At 43.7% G+C, this 20,315-nt stretch carries 16 protein-coding genes and 2 tRNA genes; 4 read left to right on the plus strand and 14 right to left on the minus strand.

The window, feature by feature from the left end; translation table 11 throughout:
- Both Q1A18_RS11680 and bglX read left to right on the plus strand, forming a co-directional pair.
- The gene (locus Q1A18_RS11680; RefSeq protein ID WP_299580048.1) at positions 1-1,005 is read left to right on the plus strand and encodes a metallophosphoesterase; all 1,005 of its coding nucleotides are present in this window, start codon (positions 1-3) and stop codon (positions 1,003-1,005) included.
- Positions 1,006-1,035: 30 nt separating this feature from the next.
- The gene (gene bglX / locus Q1A18_RS11685) at positions 1,036-3,324 is read left to right on the plus strand and encodes a beta-glucosidase BglX (RefSeq protein WP_299580051.1); all 2,289 of its coding nucleotides are present in this window, start codon (positions 1,036-1,038) and stop codon (positions 3,322-3,324) included.
- A gap of 233 nt (positions 3,325-3,557) precedes the next feature.
- On the opposite strand, the gene Q1A18_RS11690 is transcribed toward bglX, so the two are convergent.
- From Q1A18_RS11690 to Q1A18_RS11705, 4 genes are all read right to left on the minus strand, one after another.
- Positions 3,558-4,670 (minus strand): PepSY-associated TM helix domain-containing protein, encoded by a 1,113-nt coding sequence (locus Q1A18_RS11690; protein WP_299580054.1) that lies wholly within the window; start codon positions 4,668-4,670, stop codon positions 3,558-3,560.
- 65 nt (positions 4,671-4,735) lie between these two features.
- Positions 4,736-7,120, minus strand: coding sequence for a TonB-dependent receptor (locus Q1A18_RS11695; protein ID WP_299580057.1), 2,385 nt, complete (start codon positions 7,118-7,120; stop codon positions 4,736-4,738).
- Between the two features lie 342 nt (positions 7,121-7,462).
- Positions 7,463-7,547, minus strand: a tRNA-Ser gene (locus Q1A18_RS11700).
- Between the two features lie 260 nt (positions 7,548-7,807).
- A tRNA-Ser gene (locus Q1A18_RS11705) sits at positions 7,808-7,892 on the minus strand.
- A 275-nt stretch (positions 7,893-8,167) separates the two neighbouring features.
- On the opposite strand from Q1A18_RS11705, the gene Q1A18_RS11710 reads away from it, so the two are divergent.
- Positions 8,168-8,437, plus strand: a complete 270-nt coding sequence (locus Q1A18_RS11710; protein WP_299580060.1) for an HU family DNA-binding protein — start codon at positions 8,168-8,170, stop codon at positions 8,435-8,437.
- A 79-nt stretch (positions 8,438-8,516) separates the two neighbouring features.
- Here Q1A18_RS11710 and Q1A18_RS11715 read toward each other — a convergent pair whose 3' ends face one another.
- The 10 genes from Q1A18_RS11715 to Q1A18_RS11760 all read right to left on the minus strand — a co-directional run bounded on the left by Q1A18_RS11715 (position 8,517) and on the right by Q1A18_RS11760 (position 18,703).
- Positions 8,517-9,029 (minus strand): DUF4252 domain-containing protein, encoded by a 513-nt coding sequence (locus tag Q1A18_RS11715; RefSeq protein ID WP_299580063.1) that lies wholly within the window; start codon positions 9,027-9,029, stop codon positions 8,517-8,519.
- Between the two features lie 2 nt (positions 9,030-9,031).
- Positions 9,032-9,580, minus strand: coding sequence for a hypothetical protein (locus tag Q1A18_RS11720; protein ID WP_299580066.1), 549 nt, complete (start codon positions 9,578-9,580; stop codon positions 9,032-9,034).
- Positions 9,531-10,079 (minus strand): RNA polymerase sigma factor, encoded by a 549-nt coding sequence (locus tag Q1A18_RS11725; RefSeq protein ID WP_299580069.1) that lies wholly within the window; start codon positions 10,077-10,079, stop codon positions 9,531-9,533. Before Q1A18_RS11725 ends, Q1A18_RS11720 begins: the two co-directional genes overlap by 50 nt.
- A 318-nt stretch (positions 10,080-10,397) precedes the next feature.
- Positions 10,398-11,309, minus strand: a complete 912-nt coding sequence (locus tag Q1A18_RS11730; RefSeq protein WP_299580072.1) for a DUF4382 domain-containing protein — start codon at positions 11,307-11,309, stop codon at positions 10,398-10,400.
- A 67-nt stretch (positions 11,310-11,376) separates the two neighbouring features.
- Positions 11,377-12,306, minus strand: coding sequence for a hypothetical protein (locus Q1A18_RS11735; protein ID WP_299580075.1), 930 nt, complete (start codon positions 12,304-12,306; stop codon positions 11,377-11,379).
- A gap of 158 nt (positions 12,307-12,464) precedes the next feature.
- Positions 12,465-13,823, minus strand: a complete 1,359-nt coding sequence (locus Q1A18_RS11740) for a sigma-54 dependent transcriptional regulator (protein ID WP_299580078.1) — start codon at positions 13,821-13,823, stop codon at positions 12,465-12,467.
- Between the two features lie 256 nt (positions 13,824-14,079).
- A complete protein-coding gene (locus tag Q1A18_RS11745; protein WP_299580081.1) occupies positions 14,080-16,524 on the minus strand; it encodes a response regulator in 2,445 nt (814 codons plus the stop codon).
- An 18-nt stretch (positions 16,525-16,542) separates the two neighbouring features.
- Positions 16,543-17,040 (minus strand): hypothetical protein, encoded by a 498-nt coding sequence (locus tag Q1A18_RS11750; RefSeq protein ID WP_299580085.1) that lies wholly within the window; start codon positions 17,038-17,040, stop codon positions 16,543-16,545.
- 197 nt (positions 17,041-17,237) lie between these two features.
- Positions 17,238-17,753: an O-acetyl-ADP-ribose deacetylase gene (locus Q1A18_RS11755; RefSeq protein ID WP_299580088.1), complete on the minus strand. Its 516-nt coding sequence runs from the start codon at positions 17,751-17,753 to the stop codon at positions 17,238-17,240.
- 50 nt (positions 17,754-17,803) lie between these two features.
- Positions 17,804-18,703 carry an EamA family transporter gene (locus Q1A18_RS11760; protein WP_299580091.1) on the minus strand — a complete coding sequence of 300 codons (900 nt, stop codon included), beginning with the start codon at positions 18,701-18,703 and terminating at the stop codon, positions 17,804-17,806.
- Positions 18,704-18,892: 189 nt separating this feature from the next.
- Here Q1A18_RS11760 and Q1A18_RS11765 point away from each other — a divergent pair, with 189 nt between their 5' ends.
- A complete protein-coding gene (locus Q1A18_RS11765; protein ID WP_299580094.1) occupies positions 18,893-20,311 on the plus strand; it encodes a porin family protein in 1,419 nt (472 codons plus the stop codon).
- Positions 20,312-20,315 lie beyond the last annotated feature (4 nt).

Raw genomic sequence — 20,315 nt, forward strand, 5'->3', positions numbered from 1 at the left:
ATGAAATTAGCGAATAATCATATTGGATATTGGCTTGTCGTGTTGCTAGGCTTGTTTGTAGGATCGTGCAGCAATGATGGTGGCGATGAGATGACCATTGTGTTGTTGCCGGATACACAAACTTATGCTGAGAAGTCCCCGCATATTTTGTCTAGCCAGATTGACTGGATCGCAGCCAATGCTGACAGCATCGATTTGGTGTTGCAGCAAGGTGATTTAACGCAGAATAACAACGAACAGGAATGGACCATTGTCCGGGAAGCTTTTAGCCGTTTGGATGAAAAGGTTCCTTATGTGTTGGCGCTTGGTAACCATGACATGGGGAGTATGCCCGGCAAGTTTGCCGATACTCGGAATTCGGACTTGTTCAACTCCTTTTTTCCGGTTTCCACCATGAAAAAACTTCCTGCTTTTGCCGGAACGTTTGAACCGGGGAAAATGGACAATGCCTTCTACTTGATGGAACATGGCGACCTTCGTTGGATGGTGCTTAGTTTGGAATTTGGTCCCCGGCAGGCTGTTGTTGACTGGGCCAACGAACTGGTGGAGCAGCATCCCAGCTACAATGTCATCGTCAATACGCATTGTTACATGTATTCAGACAGTACCCGTCAGGGGGAAGGGGATTACTGGCGTCCGCAGGGCTATGGGGTAGGAGCTGGAGTTGGAGCTGATGCGGTTCACGATGGCGAGCAACTTTGGGATCAGTTAATCCGAAGGCATGCTAATATCCGCTTTGTCTTTTCAGGGCATATCCTGAATGGAGGAGTTGGCAACCTGGTTAGCATCAATGATGCTGGCTTCTCGGTGTATCAATTCCTGGCCAATTATCAGGAAGGCGTGAAAGGATCGAAAGAAGGAGGAAGTGGGTTCCTGAGAATTCTGAAGCTGAATACCAAAAACAACACGCTTCGGGTACGAAGCTACTCGCCCTATACGGATGAATACCTGGTGAAGGATGGACATGATTTCACTGTGAGGGATGTTGTTTTAACACACGAATAGATTTTAGAACAGAAAATAAATAGTTAGAAGATGAAGGTGAATCGATTAATTTTTGCGGCCCTTTGGGTCTTATTGGGAGTGCAGGTGCAGGCACAAAACACGGATAAAGCTGAGATGGATGCCTACATTAATGAATTGATGGGGCGAATGACACTTCAGGAAAAAATCGGTCAGTTGAACTTGATTACTCCAGGAGGAGGAATTCCAACAGGTTCAGCAGTGAGCACCGGGGTTGAATCCAAACTGAAGGATGGTTTGGTAGGTGGAATTTTTGGGGTGAGCAGCCCCGAGAAAGTTCGTCAAACACAAGAGTTGGCTGTGGAAGAAAGCCGCTTGGGAATTCCTGTACTTGTTGGGTCAGACGTGATTCATGGGTACAAAACAACGTTCCCAATTCCACTTGGCTTAGCTTCGAGCTGGGATATGGAGTTGATTGAAAAAACAGCACGCGTGGCTGCAAAAGAAGCAACTGCAGACGGTATCTTCTGGAACTTTTCACCGATGGTTGATATTGCACGCGATCCTCGTTGGGGACGTATTGCTGAAGGTGCTGGTGAAGATCCTTTCCTGGGGTCAGAAATTGCCAAAGCCATGGTTCGTGGATACCAGGGCGATGATCTAACCAGCCCTTATACTATGATGGCTACCGTGAAGCACTTTGCTTTGTACGGTGCATCGGAAGCGGGTCGCGACTACAACATAACAGACATGAGCCGTATTCGCATGTTCAACGAATACCTGCCTCCGTACAAAGCTGCGATTGATGCTGGAGTGGGATCAGTGATGTCTTCATTCAATGACGTGGATGGAATTCCTGCCACTGGAAACAAGTGGTTGTTGACTGACTTGTTGCGTGATCAGTGGGGATTTGATGGCTTTGTCGTTTCAGACTATACTTCTGTTAACGAGATGATTGCTCATGGAATGGGTGATTTGCAAGCTGTTTCTGCTTTGTCGCTAAAAGCAGGCTTGGACATGGATATGGTTGGTGAAGGCTTCCTGACTACCCTGGAGAAATCACTGGACGAAGGCAAAATTACCCTGGATGAAATCGAATTGGCTTGTCGCCGGGTATTGGAAGCCAAGTATAAGTTAGGCTTGTTTGAAGATCCTTACCGTTATGCTGATGATTCACGTCCGAAAAAAGACATTCTGACGAAGGCGAACCGCCAGGTGGCACGCGAAGCTGCTGCTCGTTCTTTTGTCCTTCTGAAAAACGAAATGAATACACTTCCGTTATCTCAAAGCGGATCAATTGCCTTGGTTGGACCATTGGCAAACAACAAAAATAACATGCTTGGAACATGGGCTCCAACAGGGAATCCACAACTTTCAATTCCCATTTTGGAGGGAATGGAGAATGTTGGTGGTCGCAAGGTGAAAGTTCGTTACGCCAAAGGAGCTAACATTTCGGATGATGTTGAGTTTGCTAAAAAAGTGAATGTATTCGGAACACGTATCGATATTGATAAACGTAGTGCCGAGGAAATGTTGAACGAAGCCTTGGACTTGGCTGCACAATCAGATGTGGTCGTTGCTGTGATTGGTGAAGCTACTGAAATGAGCGGTGAGTCGGCTAACCGGACAGATATTTCGTTACCCGAAAGCCAAAAGAAACTGGTTCGTGCTTTGGCAAAAACTGGCAAGCCTTTGGTGTTGGTGATGATGAGTGGACGCCCAATGGCAATTGGTGAGGAGTATGAGTTGGCGACTTCTTTGCTGCATGTTTGGCACCCTGGTGTTGAGGCTGGAAATGCGATTGCTGATGTGCTTTTCGGAGCTTATAACCCTTCAGGTAAGTTAACAGCTACCTTCCCACACAACGTTGGTCAAATCCCAATTCACTACCGGATGACGACTACCGGACGTCCTCAGGATGGAGATACGTTTATGAAGTTCAAATCGAACTACCTGGATGCGCCTAACAGCCCGCTGTTCCCATTTGGTTATGGCTTGAGCTACACCGATTTCGAGTATGGCAAACCGGTGTTTAGCCAAACCAAATTGAAAGGAAATGAAAGCCTGAAAGTATCGGTTGATATTACCAATACCGGAAATTTTGATGGCGAAGAAGTGGTTCAGTTGTACACGCGCGATGTGGTGGCTTCTGTAACCCGTCCGGTAAAAGAGTTGAAAGGGTTCCAAAAAGTAGCCTTAAAAAGAGGTGAAACCAAAACTGTTACGTTTGAATTAACAGCTAATGATCTGGCGTTTTACAATTTCAACCTGGAATTTGGGTGGGAACCCGGAGATTTTGAAATCATGGTTGGCTCAAGCTCTGACAATGTGCAGTCAGCCGTTGTGAGCTGGGAGAAATAGTGTTGATGACGGAATGCATTTCCCGTCTTTCAATACAAAATGGAAAGAACAGATAAGCATCGGTTGGTGAGAATGTTGGCTACGTGTCAGTATTCAGAGGAAAACAATCAGAAGTTTATTCAAAAATGCAGAGAACGAGGATTGATTAGAGAGTAGTGCTAACGGAGGCCAATGTAAAAATTGCGCCTCCGTTTTTTATTTCCAAGCTCCGTGGTTTTTGTTTTGACAACCCCTCAGAACTCAAGCTGTTTTTTGAGTGCTCGTTTGCTTTTGTACGCTTTGCGCTTTCGGATATAAAGCATGTAGTAGCCTGTTAGTGGCAAGCTGGCCCCAACAAGCGATGCTAAAAAGGTGAGCACGCGTCCCCAATAGCCTCCATAATCTCCAACATGGAGCGCATAAGCCCAAGTCATAATTTTGGAAGAGCTCATATCTTCCTGGTACTTCTTTACGGAGTTTATTTGCCCGCTGCTTTTATCAAAAGTGTATTTGTCTGCTGCCCGCTTATGAACAGCATCCTTGGCAAGTACTGTTGCTGCCTGATCTTGAATTCGGATGTATTGGTAGCCCGGATTTTTCTGAGCCAACTCCAGAAAAGCCTGACCCCAATGCAAGCTGTTTATTGCCTCTTTGGGTGACGATGATTTTCCTTTCTTCCCTTGTCCTTGTTGCTGTTCAATGCCAAACCAGCTGAAAACCGTATTCCGGTACCAACCAAACGACCACATCAGCCCGGTGAGGGAGCAGATGAGCAGCAGTAAAAAGGCGTACATGCCTACGGTGATGTGAAGGTCACGCCAAAACCGGTTATAACCCGAACGAACATTCACGGTGAATTGCTGGCGCCACTTTTTCTTATTGACAGGAACCCATAAAACCATGCCGGTAATTAATAGAATGACAAAAATGATGGTGGTGATTCCTACAGTTACTTTTCCCAGTTCCCGGCTTCCATCTATGAGCCAGCGGTGGAGGGCCATCATTTTATAAAAGAAACTTTCCAGAAAATAATGGTAGCCTTTAATTTCTCCGGTGTAGGGATTGACAAAGGCACTCACGCGAAATCCTTCTTGTAAACCCATGGTGTATGTTCGATCAGGATCGGGAGTAATTTTTACACTGGCTACCGAATTTTCTTCCAACTGCTCGTTTACCTTCTCAACCAGCTCGTGAAGCGGAAGCGGAGTACCGATAGTCTGTTCTTCAACAAAATACCGTTCGGGATAATACCATTCCAATAGTTCTTGCTCAAAAACAAGTATTGCTCCGGTCAGGCAAACAATGGTGGCAATCAAGCCTGCAGGAAGAGCCAGCCATAAATGGATTTTTTCGATAAAGTTTCTCATGAATGATCTTGTATGTTTGGATGAAAGTCCCCGCCATGGGAGGGCGGGGACTTTGCTTGTTGCTATTAGAACTGGTAGGATAGCGTTACTGCAAAATTTCGAGGATCAATTTGGTTGATGTAACCACCCCGGAAGTAGGCATTATATCCTACTTGATCGAAGAGATTATTGAGAAAAGCGCGGATTGTAAAGTCTCCTGTAGCATAAGCCACTTGTGCATTTACGGTTGTGTAAGCCGGCATATTAAATGGCTTGGTTCCTACCGGTGTACCATGTCCGTCTGGTTTGACCAAATATTCATTGGAAGGTTTCTCTCCAACGTAATAGGCTCCTAAGCCCAATGACAGGCCTTGCAAGGCATTCTTGTTGAAGGAGTAATAAACCCAGCCATTGGCTGTGTGCTCTGGCGCATTCATAGGAACAGACCCATCAACATAGGATGGACTGTTTTCATAGCGGGCATCCAGGTAGGCATACCCTAAAATTACCTGAAGGTCATCAGTTAACCGTCCACTTAGCTCTGTTTCAATTCCATTGCGTTTTAAATCACCGGCTTTAAAGTAATAACCAGTGGGTTGGTTGGTGCCTTCAATGTATTCGGTGTTTGAAAGGTTTTCGGTAATAATATCGAAATAGGTAAAGTTGAAACGCAGCTTATTATCCAGCCAATCAGATTTTAAACCTACCTCAAACTGCTTGGTATTTGATGGGCCAATTTCGCCGCCATCGGCCATCAACCTTGCAGCAGAACGTAAACTGGTAGTGGTTGAATAAGAGCCAAACAGGTTGATGTTTTTAATGGGACTGATCATTAATCCAAGCATCGGATTCCAGGCGTCGCCCGGAATCGGGCCTACGCTTCTTGTATTGATGGCACTCGAATAGCTGTATCGTAAAGCTAAAATGGCTCGAATGAACTCCTTGTAGCTTAAGACTTCTTGAGCTAGAAAGCCATAGGAAGAGCTCTCTGATTCAACGGGGCTTTGTTTCGTTAGATTGACATCGCCCAAGGTGTTGTTAATGACTGGCTGGGTGACATTGATTGTATCGATAAAAGCGGAGCCAAAGCTTGTGGTGCTTAGCTTGGTCGTTTTATAGTCAAACCCGAACTGGAAGGTGTGTTTGAAGTCACCCGTGTAGATATCTTGACCAATAAAGTCGAGTTGAAAAGTGGAATTTTGGTCATCTCTCAACGATCTGGAAAGACTTCGGGCGCGTTTGGAATAGTCGCCATCAACAACCGTTGAAACAGAACTTGAAGTATTGTCCACTTGGTAAGAAGAGTGAAAATAAGCTGCGCGTAGGCTGAAATGATCGGTCAGGATTCGGTTGGCTCTTGCTGCATAGGTTAAGGTTTTGTTATTGGCATTGTCCTTATCAAAACCTAGAAATTGGTCAAAAGGCAGGTCGTAAAAGTTTTCGGTGTCATTTGGCGCCAAATTTACCGTGCTGGTATGTGGTGTCCGGTTATCATTCAAATAGTCCAGCTCAACGGTGATTTTGGTTTTGTCATTGGGCTTAAATTCCATTGATGGGTTGATGTAAACGCGGTTGCTGTTTATCACAGGACGGTAATTATCGGCCCGTTGGAAGACTCCATTCAGGCGGAAGGCCACTGTCTTTTGCTCATTCAAAATTCCCTGCACATCGAAGGCGGGACGCACATAGCCCCAGCTACCTAGTCGGAGGGAAGCTTCTCCTGAGTTTTCAAACTTGGGAGTTTTGGTTACAATATTGATAATACCGCCGGGGCTTCCTAAATCATTACCCAATCCTTGAGTAATGGCTGCAGAACCTTTGATTACCTGAACGCTTTCTACACCCTGCATTTCGGATAGTGCTGAGCCTGTGCGGAAGTCCGAATCAATACGAACGCCATTTTTGAGGACTGGTACGCCCCGGTAGCCACGAATACTCATACTTTCGCGCACTCCTCCGTAGGATCCAAAAAGGGTTACACCCGGAATGTTCTGTACTGCTTCCGTAATAGTTTGAACGCCTTGTTGAGCAATCATTTTTTCTGAAATAACGGAAATACTTTGAATTTGCTCACTTGGGCGTAAGGGCATACGCGTAATAGTTGCAATTTTTTCGGGTTGTTTGTAGCGGCTGCCAAATACTTCAACTTCATTAATTGAATTGGGATCCATTTCCAGGTGGAAGTTTACATCAACAGTCGAATTCGCTTTAATGACAACTTCTTTGCTTGTTTTTCGGTAGCCGATGAAGCTTACAACAAGGGTTTGGCGCCCAAGTGGCATTTTGGGGATGGAAAAATGACCCGATACATTGGTGATGGTTCCTTGTCTTGAATTTTCGATCATTACACTGGCATAGGGTAGCGGATTATTGTTTTCATCGTAAACAATTCCTTTAGCTGTTTGAGCAAATGTGGTATTTAGGTTGACTATAAATATGAAAATAGCTAGAGATGTTGATAGTTTTAACATTGTAAATAAGGTTAAGAATTGATACTATGTGTTTATGTATTGTGAGGTACAAAGTAAGCGGGCAGAGGAGGACCTTACAATCACCAGAAATGGGTATTTGTGAAGCGGAATTATGATTCAGATTAATGGATTTTGGTGGTTTTTGTGCTTTGTGAAGGGGAGTTATACCGAAATACACTCGCAGAATCTTGGGAAAAATGCCTTACTGCCTTCCAGAATTAGTCGGGGAGGATAGTCTTTTTTCTTTTTATGCGACTTTAGATGCTATTTGTTAAACGGAATTTACGAGTGTATAAATAAAAAAAGCTGTAAGCGAAATGCTTACAGCTTTTTGGTGGTCTGCGGAGAGAGAGGGATTCGAACCCCCGGATCCGTGAAGATCAACGGTTTTCAAGACCGCCGCATTCGACCACTCTGCCATCTCTCCGTGGATGTGGCGGCAAAAGTATATGAATTTTTTGAAACACAATGGATTTTTAGGATTGTATTTTTAAAAAAGCATTCCTAGCAAAGATAATAATGGTCTTTGCTGCTTTTGGAGTAGGCTAAAACCTGGTGAATTGGTATGAGGGACTAGCCCTTTCCCCTTTTCATTGGACTTTATATGCAATTTGTTAAATGGATTTTGAGGGTGGTATGAATAAAAAAAAGCTGTAAGCGAATTGCTTACAGCTTTTTGGTGGTCTGCGGAGAGAGAGGGATTCGAACCCCCGGATCCGTGAAGATCAACGGTTTTCAAGACCGCCGCATTCGACCACTCTGCCATCTCTCCGTGGATATGGCGGCAAAAGTATATGAATTTTTTGAAACACAAAAATAATAGGCAGAAAAAATCTTTGAAATAGAAAAAAAAAAAAGTTCAATAAAGGTTGCAAAATTGAATCATATTTTAGAATTTTATAAAACGTAAAATTTAAGCTTTCGAAAGCACCGATTTTACTAAGGTTTTAGAAAGTTTAAATTCTTTTTTTATGCCTTGGATTTAAAGTGTATTAATTATAAAGTTATTTTAATCAGTTTATTTTTAACCCTAAACAAGTTTTTCTTATGAACAAAGCTCAATTAATTGACGCAATTGCTGAAAAAGCTGGTCTAACTAAAGCGGATGCTAAAAAAGCACTGGATGCTTTCGTAGAATCTACAACTGACGCCTTAAAAAACGGTGACCGTGTTGCCTTAATCGGATTTGGATCTTTCGCGGTTTCAACTCGTAGTGCACGAACAGGAAGAAATCCACAATCTGGAGCTCCTATTGAAATTCCTGAAAAGAAAGTCGTAAAATTCAAGCCAGGTGCTGAATTGAGTGATGCAGTGTAATGCGCATGATGAAAAGATAATACAAAAGAAAGGGAGGTTAAAACCTCCCTTTTTTTTGTATTCAATCTACGACATGAATCTATTGCTCTTTCTTTTTATCATCGGATAGAACGTCAATATCCAATGCTCCGGTAATTTTTCCGATGTTTTCCGGGTCAATGATGCCACGAATGCTAATCAGGGCATTGTCATCTCCGCCAACCACCAAGAGTAATTCCGAAAATTTGCCGTTTCCAGCATCCCGGGCAAAAAAGCGAACCACTTCATTGGCTTCAGTTACTTCCATCAAAACCTCATATTGATGATTTTTGAAGAATCCGTCGGCTTCCAGTTCTTTGTAGAAATCGAGCGACCGGTTAAGTTCATCATCATCAACAGCCAGAATCCGGACGCCATCAAGGCCTGAAAGAACATTGGCTTCGGCAGAACCACTATCTATTTTGCTGGCAAAGCTTAAGAGGGCTCCGCTGATGTTGACCGTTGTCAGTCCTTTTTTATTGGCGTATTTCTCAAATAATTTGTCCACAGGGTTTTTCTGAGCCATCCCCAAAAGCGGGATCAGGCAAATCAGTATCAAAATGAGCTTTTTCATGATTATTGTTTTTTTAGTTTTTCATTGATTATTTCCACTTTTTGTATTTCCTGAAATCCCTTCTCAAGCTTGTTGAGGCTTGAGTGTAGGGGAGTAGAGGCCTGATTGATGGTTTTTACCGGTTCAAGTCCCTTCATGCCTTTCTGGTAATACCCGGCTACATATTGCAAGGTGCTTGAAGCTTTTGCGTAAGCCTGATCCGGATTGCTGTATGTATCTTGCCAGGGTTTTTGATTGCTCGTCAGGTTTACGGCCAAAATTGCAATCATCAAGGCTGCTGCAATGCCGCTTACTGTTTGCCACAACCATCGGTAGTGTGTCTTTTCGCGGTGTTCTTGCTCCAGAATATGGTTCATGATGTCTTCTTCCAAAGCTTCATCTCGCTTGTCCTCTGTCAGTTCAGCTAAACCCGCAAAAAAGGGTTGTTCCTGTTGCAATTCCGGAGCGATGTTATTGGAGTTGAAGTAATCGGTCAATAACCGCTCTTCCTGCTCCGTCGTTTCACCTTCCCAGTATTTTTGCAGTATTTGTTTGATTTCTTTCAAATCCATAATCTTGATATTTAGATAATTCGTCTCTTACTTTTTTTCGTGCCCGCGATAGGTTGACCCGAATGGCGTTGATGTTTAATCCTGTTTGATCAACAATTTCATCATAAGTCAACTGGTCAATGTCACGCATGTGCATCACCTTTCGTTGTAGCTCAGGCAGTTGGTTGATCAGCTTTTTGATAATCCGGGCTGTTTCCGACAAATCCAACTCCTCTCTCAGGTCACTTTTTTCTTCTTCGTGCCAGCTGCTCTGTTGCTCTTCCAGCGAATAGGTTCGATGCCCCCGATGCAGGTCATAACACTTGTTTCTGATCATGCGCATGGCAAAGGCTTCAATGTTTTCGATTTGCCCCAGACTGCTGCGTTTTTGCCAAAGCTTCAGGAATACATCCTGAACAACATCCCTGGCTACTTCATCATTTTGAGTAAGCCTGGAGGCAAACTGATGAAGTTTTCTACTTAATGGCAGGATTAATGTCTTAAACTCTTTGGCTAACATATGCTGTTCATTCTTGTCTGCATTCAAAATTAAGACGTATATGGCGTCTTTTCATTACATCGGTATTGAATTTTAACTGACAGCAGCTGTGATAGCCGATTTTTGTATTGTAAAAAGTGCTAAGTGTCCGGAGAAGTATTGTTCGGGTAAACAAGCAGGGAAAGCTAGAAGGGATGGTTTGGCCTTAGCTGTTTTAGGGGAGGTGAGCAGTGGAGCGTTATCGCCAGTGCCTAAAAACAAAAATACCACCCGAACCTCTGTCCGGATGGCATTTTGAGTGTTGTAATATATACGTGAAGATTTGAGTGTGCTTAATACTTATTCGCCTGTTTCTTCTGCAGGCGCTTCTGGTTCAACAGGTGTCAGCTCGAAGTCAACGGTTGTGGTCACTTTGGATTCAACAGCTACTTCTTCGATTAGAAGGGGTTCATAATTTTCCAATTCTCCGGTTAGGTGATAGGTACCTTCAGGAAGACCAATTATTTTATAGTAGCCGGTTTCGTTTGTAAAGCCGGAAGTGACAACGGTGTCAGGCTCCATTTCAGGAGTCAGATTCCATACTTTTACCAGCGCGTTGGGTAAAACAACTGCTGAAGTGTCCGTAACTGTTCCTTCAATTTGTCCGGTAAAGCCTTCGAATACGCAGCGAATAACTGGTTTAAACAGGAATCCTTTAATGCCCGCTGGCGTGTTCATGTTGCCTTGCATAACAAAGGATTTGCTGACATCAAAATCCAGTAGAACGGTTGATTCCAATCCTTCTTCGATCGTTACCGCAGGCGCTATCTTTATTTTCAGTCCACTGCTGCTACCGCTCGGAATTTTCAGGTCGAACTCGGTGCCATCTTTCAGTAAAACTTTGGCATCCACAACGTGTAATCTAATCTCGTCGTAAGTTCCTGCATCGATATCAACCGAAGCCAGTTCCAGAGTTACTCCATGCGTTAGGTCCAGCAGGTCAATTTCACGTTCTTCCTCTGAAAGTACCAGGAAATTGCCTTCTTCCTCTCCTTTTGCGGCAGAGCCGATGCTTAACCGGTCAATGGTTACTACTGTTTTATCAACAATGTCAATGGGGAAGGGCGCATCTGTAATATTAACTGTCAATCGGCCTTTTCCATCCAGGTTCTCAATGTTGTTATCATCTTGTGAGCAGGCAACAAAGAGCGTGCTCAGTGCTAAAAGTGCAATTGTGAAAAGTGAGTTTTTTCTTAATTTTTGATTTCTCATAATTAACTAACTTTCTTTTTGGGGTTTTTATTTTTTAATCATAAACTGTATTCTGGTTGTTTATGAGTTATTTAACTTCGATTATAGCGTATTTTGAAATCTTCCAAAATTCCTCGGGATCTTCAATTTGCAGGTAAGCAACCTGTCCATCTTCTTCTACTAAGGTATAAGAATTAGCTGGATGTTCTGAAATAATTTTTGCTTTTTTCGAATGTAACGGAATGGTTTTCGTCTCCTGAATATTTAATTCCGTGAAATACTCTTCGTCAAAATTCTCCTGAATTGTTTTATTCTGACCAATCCATAGGAAACCTCCCTCTTTGGTTAACAGGCCTTTTTCTTTCAGTTCCTTATAGGTTCCATATGCGATGTGGGCGGTGTTTAACTCCAAGGTTTGTTGGTCAATAATGTTGAGTTTGCTTTCCAGCGTGTCGGTTTGTTTGGCAATTTCAAACTCCATGGTTTCCACTTTCTGGTTCAAGTCGGCCACTTGCTGTTCTTTTTCTTCAATGACCTTGCGAAGTTCTGTCATTTCGGCGGTTTGAAGATTAACTGTTTGCGATAGGGAGGCAATTTTTTGCTGGAAACTATTCAGTTTAATGCCTGAGCTTTTTAGTTTTTTTTCCAGATCATCTATATGCTTGCTGCTCTCTTCCAGCATTTCATTCATCAGGTTGATGTCTTCAAGAATGGCCTGTTTTTGATCAATGCCTCCTTCTTTGTTTTGCTCAATTGATAGTTGCTTTCTTTTTTCCTTGATGAATTTCAAGTTGTTTTCAATATCGTTGAAAGCAGTTACCAGCTCATTCACGACGGAATCGCGTCCTTCAATAAGTTCGTTGAGGTTCATGTTTTCTGAAGCCAAAGTTTCGACTTCAGTTTGTTTCTGAGTGTAAACATAGATTGACCCAACTGCTGCCAGTAAAACAACAACAACAGCTGTAAGTATAATTCCTAATTGTTTTTTTCGTGTATTATCCATGATAGTATCCTCCATCCATTTAGATTTATATGGATACGGATAGGCAAGGGATGTGCCACGAAAATGAGAATGAGTTAAGTGTTTGGTATTGTGGGTGGTGTGTTTTTGTGAATTTTCCGCTAAGGTGTCAATTTGAATGCTTTTTTCTCAAAATGAGAATTTAGAGCGAAACGTTACAGCTTTGTTTTTTCTTCTTTCAGCATCCGGTAGATTGTTGCCACCCCAATGTCGAGTTTTTCAGCTACCAGTTTGATGTTGTTGTCATACTTTTCAAGGAACCGATTCACAATTTCGATGTTGTATTCGCGCATGCTGCGTTCTTCCGCGAGTAAGGTATCCATCATGTTCTGACCACCAAATACGAGGCTTTCCTCCGTTATTTCGGTGGTGTCCGACAAGGTAACAGCCAGCTCAATGACTGATTTGAGTTCGCGGATATTTCCCGGAAATGAATAAGCAAGCAGCTTTTTACTGGCGGAGGCGGTGAGCGTCCTTTCCTCCATTTGGTTTTCCTTGCAGAAAGCCTGAATGAAATGCTTGGCCAATACGATCACGTCGTTTCCCCGGTCGCGCAATGGGGGCAGCTCAATTGGCAGGCCGAAAAGGCGGTAATACAAATCCTGTCGGAAGTTTCCGGCATTAACCTCTTCAAGCAGATTCCGGTTGGTGGCGATAATGATTCGGCAATCGGTTTTTACCGGATCGTTACTGCCTATGCGAATAATTTCTTTTTCCTGTAGGGCTCTTAATAGCTTGGCCTGGAGAGAAATGTCCAGTTCAGCCATTTCATCTAAAAACAAAGTGCCCCCATGGGCTTCCTCAAATTTTCCGATGCGGCGAAAAGCGGCTCCGGTAAAGGCCCCTTTCTCGTGTCCAAACAGTTCACTTTCAATTAAATCTTTCGGAATAGCAGCTACGTTAACCGGGATAAACGGTTTCTTAGCCCGGTTGGAGTTGTAGTGAATAGCCTTGGCAACCAGTTCTTTCCCTGTTCCTGTTTCTCCGGTAATGGTGACGGAAATGTTGGTTCTGGTCGCTTTTTCAATGAGCGAGAAGATGTGCTCTGCCGCCGGGCTGTTTCCGATGATGGTATTTTGATAGCTGTATTTCTTTTTAACTTCCTGGCGCAGGGTAACAATCTCTTTTTTTAGCCGGCTGCCCTGACGAATGTTATTGACCGTATTGAGTAAGCGTTCTTTTACATCGGACGACTTGACAATGTAATCGTAAGCGCCATGCTTTAGCAGTTCAACGACTACCTCAATATCGTCTTGTTCCGAAATCAGAATTACCTGGATCTCATCGTTGATAGCTTTTATTTCTTTCAGCACTTCCAGGCCTTTCATGTCCGGAAGACGGTAATCCAGGGTCACAACATCTGGCTGTTTGTGCAGGTTTTTCAAGCATTCCTGCCCACTGGTAAAAGACTCAATTTCGTAGTCCGGTATCAGTGACAGGTTGTGAACGAGAAGTCTGTTGTACCAATCATCGTCTTCAACAACAAATATTTTGAAAGGCTTGTTATTGTCCATATGCTAAGCTTACAAGAATCTTTTCTTCGGTTTTTGATATGCAATAGTATGGAATTAATTTGTGAATTTTGAGCAATTGAACCGGTATTTTATTTGATGTCTACGCAATAGACTTATCCGTTAAATATTGCAATGAGTTGACTTTTAGCGTTAACCGATGATTCGACCTTCTAAATAGGTTTCTCCATAGCGGTGGGCTAAAGCAATGGCTTACTTCCCAAATAGGGAGAACATTTCAAGCAGAACTGAAAACGGGTTAGCCGGCGATATTCAAGATCGCTTTTAGATGACGGTTAGCTGCTTGCACTTCCAGTTTTATTTCACCGAATAGCTGCGTAATCTTTTGCTCATTCTTAGTCGTGTCGGCTTCACGTTCCATTTCCTTGATTTTGCTGTACAGGCTCAGCGCTTTTAAGTGCTTGGTAGGAGCGGCCATTTTATGCGCATATTCCCGAACCAGGTCCCAGTTTTTCAGGTCAATGTTACGCTGTATTTCTTCTAGGCCGTGCTGACTGGAGCGAATGAAAATTTCAACCATTTCGCGTACAAAGTCTTTGTTGCCGTCCGCCATGCGTTCCAGTTCGCTCAAATCAATGGTCGATTGCTCGCTGCTTTCTTCCACTTTTTTAGCTTTATGAGGCTGAGATTGCAGGGTCTCTTTTATGGTTTGCAATAAGTCGCTTTCAGTAAATGGTTTGGCTAGAAAGTTATGCATGCCAGCCTGTTCGCATTTTTCTAAATCTTCCGGCTTATTGGTGGCTGTAAGGGCAATGATTTTGACCTTCTTATCCCGATTCAAAATCTGCTGACTGGCTTCCAGCCCATTTAAAATGGGCATGCGAACATCCATGAAAATCAGATCGAAATGAGTGCTGCGGCAGCGCTCTACCGCTTCTTGCCCGTTGGAAGACTCTTCGATTCGAAGGTTCCATTTTTTCAGGATCCCTTTCAGCAGGTATCGGTTAAACTCTTCGTCATCAACAATGAGGGCCGTTAGCTGGCTGAAACTGTCCGGAATGACTAATTCCGGTTTAACGGGAGTTTTGATATTTGCCGGATTGCCTTTTCGGTAGGGGATTTTGATTGTGATGGTGGTTCCTTGGTGCAATTCACTATCAACCTGAATGGTTCCACCTTGAATGTCAATTAGCTTTTTAACAATGGAAAGACCAAGTCCGGCGCCTCCTTGCTTTTTGGTCAGATCGGTTTCCAGCTGTACAAAATCATCAAAAATAACTTGGTGGTTTTCCTTGGAGATTCCGATTCCGGTGTCAATAATCTGAAAGTTCACCCAAACTGGGTTATTATGGTCCATAGCGTTGGCCGAAACCTTCAGACTTACGCTGCCTTGGTCTGTAAATTTGATGGCGTTGTTGAGCAGGTTAATCAGTACTTGTTTTAGCCGGAAAGCATCGCCGGAAAGTACCAACGGAGGAAGTTGCCGGGTGTCCAGAATAAGCTCCAGCTGTTTGGCTTCGGCGTTTCTCCGGTTTAAGGTAATGACTTCTGAAAGCAGCTTGTCCAGTGAGAAATCCACTTGATCGAGTTGCAGCTTCTGACTTTCTATTTTGGAAAAATCAAGCGTGTCGTTTACCAGTGCAATCAGGTGTTCGGTCGAATTGTAGATAATTTCAAGGTCCTTTTTCTGGTCAGAAGAGTCCGTTCTTTGCAGCAGCTGTTCGGCTAAGCCATAAATGGCGTTGATGGGAGTACGCATTTCGTGACTTACCGTGGCAACAAATAGCTCTTTGGCTCGTGCCAGCTTTTCGGCCTCGGTTTTTGCCTGGCGCAAAATCGTTTGATAGGCCCGTGATTTATTCAGGTAGCGGTAAAAGATGAACAGCACCAACAGCAAGAGAATGACAGCACCAATCGTGAACAGTGAAAGTCGTTTATAAGTGATGGCTGCCAGCCGGTCGGCTTCCTGAGTTTTGACTAGCAGCTTTTTTTGCTCCTTGGTTTCAAGCTCGGTGATTTGTGTTTTTAATAATTCCGTCAGCTCAATGTTTTTCTCAAGCAAGGCTTTTTCTTTAACAGAGAGTGCTTGGTTGGAGGTTTTTATGCGTTGTTCAATTTCTGCAATTTCCTGTTTGATGGCTGCCTTTTCAATTTTATTGGAGTCTACCGGTTGCAGCTGCTGAACCATCAGGGTGTCTTTGTCTTTTTTCTTTTTGCCAAAAATCCGCTTCAAAAGACCCACTTTCTCCTCAACGACTGGTGCTTCCACTAAAATGGTATCGGGTTCCGTAATGGAGCTGTCTATCTTGCTGTAAAGCTCCGAAAACGATTCATGGGCATCCACCTTGGAGTAGTGCAGCGCCAAAATGTTTTCCCAGATGGCAAGTTTGTCGTTGGCCAGTGATCGAATGGAATCAATTTGCAATTTTTCATCGTCGCTGGTGAGTGCATAATCCTGCAGGTTGGTTAATTTGTCCTGAATTTCCTGATTGATTTCCCGGTAAGGATGAAAGTATTTTTCTTCCCTTGTTAAGGTATACAGCCGAACGGTGTTTTCTACTTCAGTCAAGTCCGATTCAATGTCTTTAATGAGCAGTAGTTTGAAGTCAGGCCGTGCTTCCTTGTGAATCGAATCCACAATTTGCGACAGGCTCTGGAAGACCAGAAAACCGGAATAGCTGACGGCCAGAACGACTAAAACCGTTAAAAGAGTTACCTGGAATTCAATCTTTATTCGTTTCATTTAATGGATCTGTTTAATTCAGGCTTCACCTAAAAATACACGTATGGTTAAGCCAAAGTCATCGGTTCTGAAATGAAATTTATTCACCATATTCAGCATCGGCTTCCAGTCGAGCGAAAAGCTAATCGGTGCATCATTAATACAGTATTCGAGCCCCCCAATGGCATTGATTCCAAAAGCCGTATACTTACCGTCTTCGCTATACCAAGGGTGAAGGTTACTTTTCAAGTTCCAGTGCCCAATATACGCACCACCGCCGTAATACCAGTTGAATCTTTTTTGTTTAAACAGGTCGTTATGTACTTCATACATGGCTTGGTACAGCGAGCCATTCCAGCGTGAAGCAATACTTAGCTCCAGGGCTTGGCTGGATGAGATAAACTGCCTGACGGTTAATCCGGCCATTGGGCCGGCCCGAAAGCCAATGGCGGTACGGTAGTCCCGCTGGGCCTGACTGTCTTTTAAACCAATACAACAAGTTAAAACAAGGAAAAGTAACACGTAAATTGTTCTCATGGAAGTTTTTAGATTTTGAATTTAAGTTTGAAATGTCAATTGTTGTGCCGAAAATGAATGCGGTTTTGTCAATCGCTTGTTGTCTGCTCTGGAGTCATAGCTGTGGTTGTGCCGGAATTTCCTTTTTTATCATTTTGAGAAGCAGCTTTCTTATCTCCGAAGCAGCATAGAAGTCACAGACTCAGTTTAAATAACTTTTAATGGCCTGTTTGGTTGAGCAGCTTCGTGTAAATTTCGTAATTCTCATCATCATACACGCAGAAGGTAATTTCCTCAAACCAATCATCGTTTTCCAGAAAATTACGAACCGTTTCGATGGCAATCTCGGCAGCCAGTTGCTTAGGAAAGGCGTACACGCCAGTGCTGATATTTGGGAAAGCAAGGGTTTTTAGCTGATGTTCCCGGGCCAGTTTTAAGCTTGAAAGGTAGGCCGAGGCCAACAATTCCTTTTCTTCGATTTCGCCCCCATGCCACACTGGTCCTACCGTATGTATCACATAGCGTGAAGGAAGTCGGTAGCCCATGGTTATCTTGGCTTGTCCGGTTTCGCAGCCGTTGAGTTTTTTACATTCTTCAAGCAGTTTGGGACCCGCTACCCGGTGAATGGCACCATCAACTCCGCCACCGCCCAGCAGGCTTCGGTTAGCAGCATTCACTATGGCATCAACGTGCATTTCGGTGATGTCGCCCTGGTAAAGTTCAATTCGATTCATAGTCCAAATGTTTTGAGGATGAGTTTACAAAGGTCCAACGACCTTCTGCACTAACTTCCCAGACTAATCAACAAAATTCCGGCTAAAATTCCAAGCAGGTAGATGCCCTTTTGGCGAATATTGTGTTCATGAAACAGTAAAGCTCCAGTGGCAAAGGCTACCAAGACACCGCCTCGGCGTAAAGCTGAGATGACAGAAATCATGGAATCCTCGTAGCTTAAGGCATAAAAGTAGGCGAAGTCAGCCAGGAGCAGGAATACGCCGATGGCCGGAATGCTCCAGCGCCAATGAAAAGGAATACGTTTGCTTTTGGGGCGCGACCAGCGAACAACGGCCAGCACCGGTAGCATAACCACAACCTGGTAGAACGAAAACCACGCCTGCACGGCCAGCCGGTCAATTTGCCGGATGATATATTTGTCGTACAATCCGCTGGAGGCACCAAGCAATGTGGCACCAACCACAAAAAGCACCCAGGTGTTTTTCCGAAAATGAATGCCTTCCAGTTTGCCGGCGGTTGAAAGCAGGTAGAAAAAAATCAGGGTGGTAATTACCCCAGCCCACTGAAGTGCGTTCAGGTTTTCCTGAAAAAGCAAGATTGCTCCAACTAAAGTCCATATGGGGCCCGTTGCCCGGATGGGCGTGACGATGGTGATAGGCAGGTGTTTTAAGGCGCTGAAAGCTAAAATCCAGCTAGAAACGACCAAGAGTGTTTTTAAAAGGATAAGACCGTGTTCGCGCGCTGTAATGGCAGGAACATATAAGTGGATGGATTGGAAAAAGTCGGGGAACAGGAACGATCCAACAGTTGGTGGAAGAAACAGGAGGGCCCCGGTGATGGCTGAGATTAGCAAGACCGGGAAAACAGCATTGCCGTTGACTGATAACTTTTTGAAGACATCATAAATTCCAAGTAAAAAAGCCGACAATAAGGCCAAAAGTACCCACATAGTTTCTGAATCGTTTATTGAGTGGGCAAAGCTATAAGCTTATTTCGGAACAGGCTGTAGCCGGACGAAAGGACATCCAAGGTTTAATTATTCCTTAATTCGTGCAGATGTCGTTTTATTTTCAAGAAAACTAGTTCCTGACGCAACTATTTCTGCTTGTTATTCATCAGCTATACAAACCATTGCTTTATGAAAAAAATCTTAACTCTTATTGCAGGGGTATTTTTTCTAACCTTTGGCAATTCCCTTCAGGCTCAGAAACTACGAGTGGGGGTGTATTCCGGAACCAGCTTTTCGAATCTTAATGGAAATCTACAACATGATAAGTGGCTAGCCAAACCCGGATCAACAGCGGGATTAATGCTCAATTATAGGTTGAATGAACGGGTAGCTCTCCAAACCGAAGTTGGTTTCGTTTCTTATTACTACAAACAGCTTCGTCGTTATGAGGCGACTTATCCGGATGACATTTTCCCAGTGCCTACAGAGTCGTACAATGCAAACTACGGAATTATTGGACCGCCAACATATGTTCCGGGAAACCAGTTATGGGATTACCAGTTTTTGCGTGTGCCCTTGATGTTGAAGTATAAGACATCAACAAGACTGGAGTTGGAACTGGGAGCCGGAATGTTTTATTCTTTTTTGATCAACGATGAGTTTACCGGGAAGGATCGGGATCTATTGCCCCCGATACAGGATGAGCAGATGGATCATTACGATTGGGGGTATTTATTTTCGGCTGGAATTTCTTATCCGCTTACTACGCAACTTAGCTTGTTTATGGATGGACGTTATGCTGTTGGTCTTAATGAGTTTTTATCTGGTTATGAAGGAAAGAACGAGGGAAGTGAGTTGAATTTTGGTATTCGCTATGCATTGAAAAGCGAAAAAACAACGCTGGGAAATGGGGTTGCAGGAGCAGCGGAAGACCACGTTTCGCGATGGCGGGCAGTGCCACGGCTGGCCTATAACCTGAATTCAATTCGGAATAAAAGTGACAACCATAGCTACGAATCGCACCAAGGATTTTCAGCAGGACTTAGCCTGAGCTATCAGTTGGGCAATGGCCTTTCCATGATGAGTGATGTTTTGTTTGACCGTCGGGGGTATTGTGTTGAGGGAGAAAGTCCCTATGCTTATCGTTTGGCCTATGCTGATCATTCTAATGCATACAATCAGGTAGATGCTAAGGTTGATTTGGACTATCTTTCTTTGCCTGTTTATCTGCGTTTGGGCCATGAGGATGAGTTGGGATTTTTTATTGATTTTGGCGCGTATGTTGCTTTTATGATGAATGCGACAAGCAAAGGCGATATTTATTACGAATACGCTGACAATAATAACTACCGCTATGTAAGAACTTATGTGCATGATGCTGTTGAGGGCAACTTTAACAACAAAGATGCGGGGTGGCTCGTGGGGATGGGCTACAGCCTGGAGCTTTTTCAGGCCTGGGTGTTGAGTTTAGAAACCCGATATACGCACGGGGTACTGGATATTCTGGATGAAAAGCTTTCTATAGGTTATGAGGGGAGTGAAAAATTCAGAAACAGCTCTCTGACACTTTCAGCAGGATTGTGCATTCCATTGTTCCAGTCAAACTAAAAAA

The organism is uncultured Sunxiuqinia sp., from assembly GCF_947495665.1.
GTDB lineage: Bacteria > Bacteroidota > Bacteroidia > Bacteroidales > Prolixibacteraceae > Sunxiuqinia > Sunxiuqinia rutila.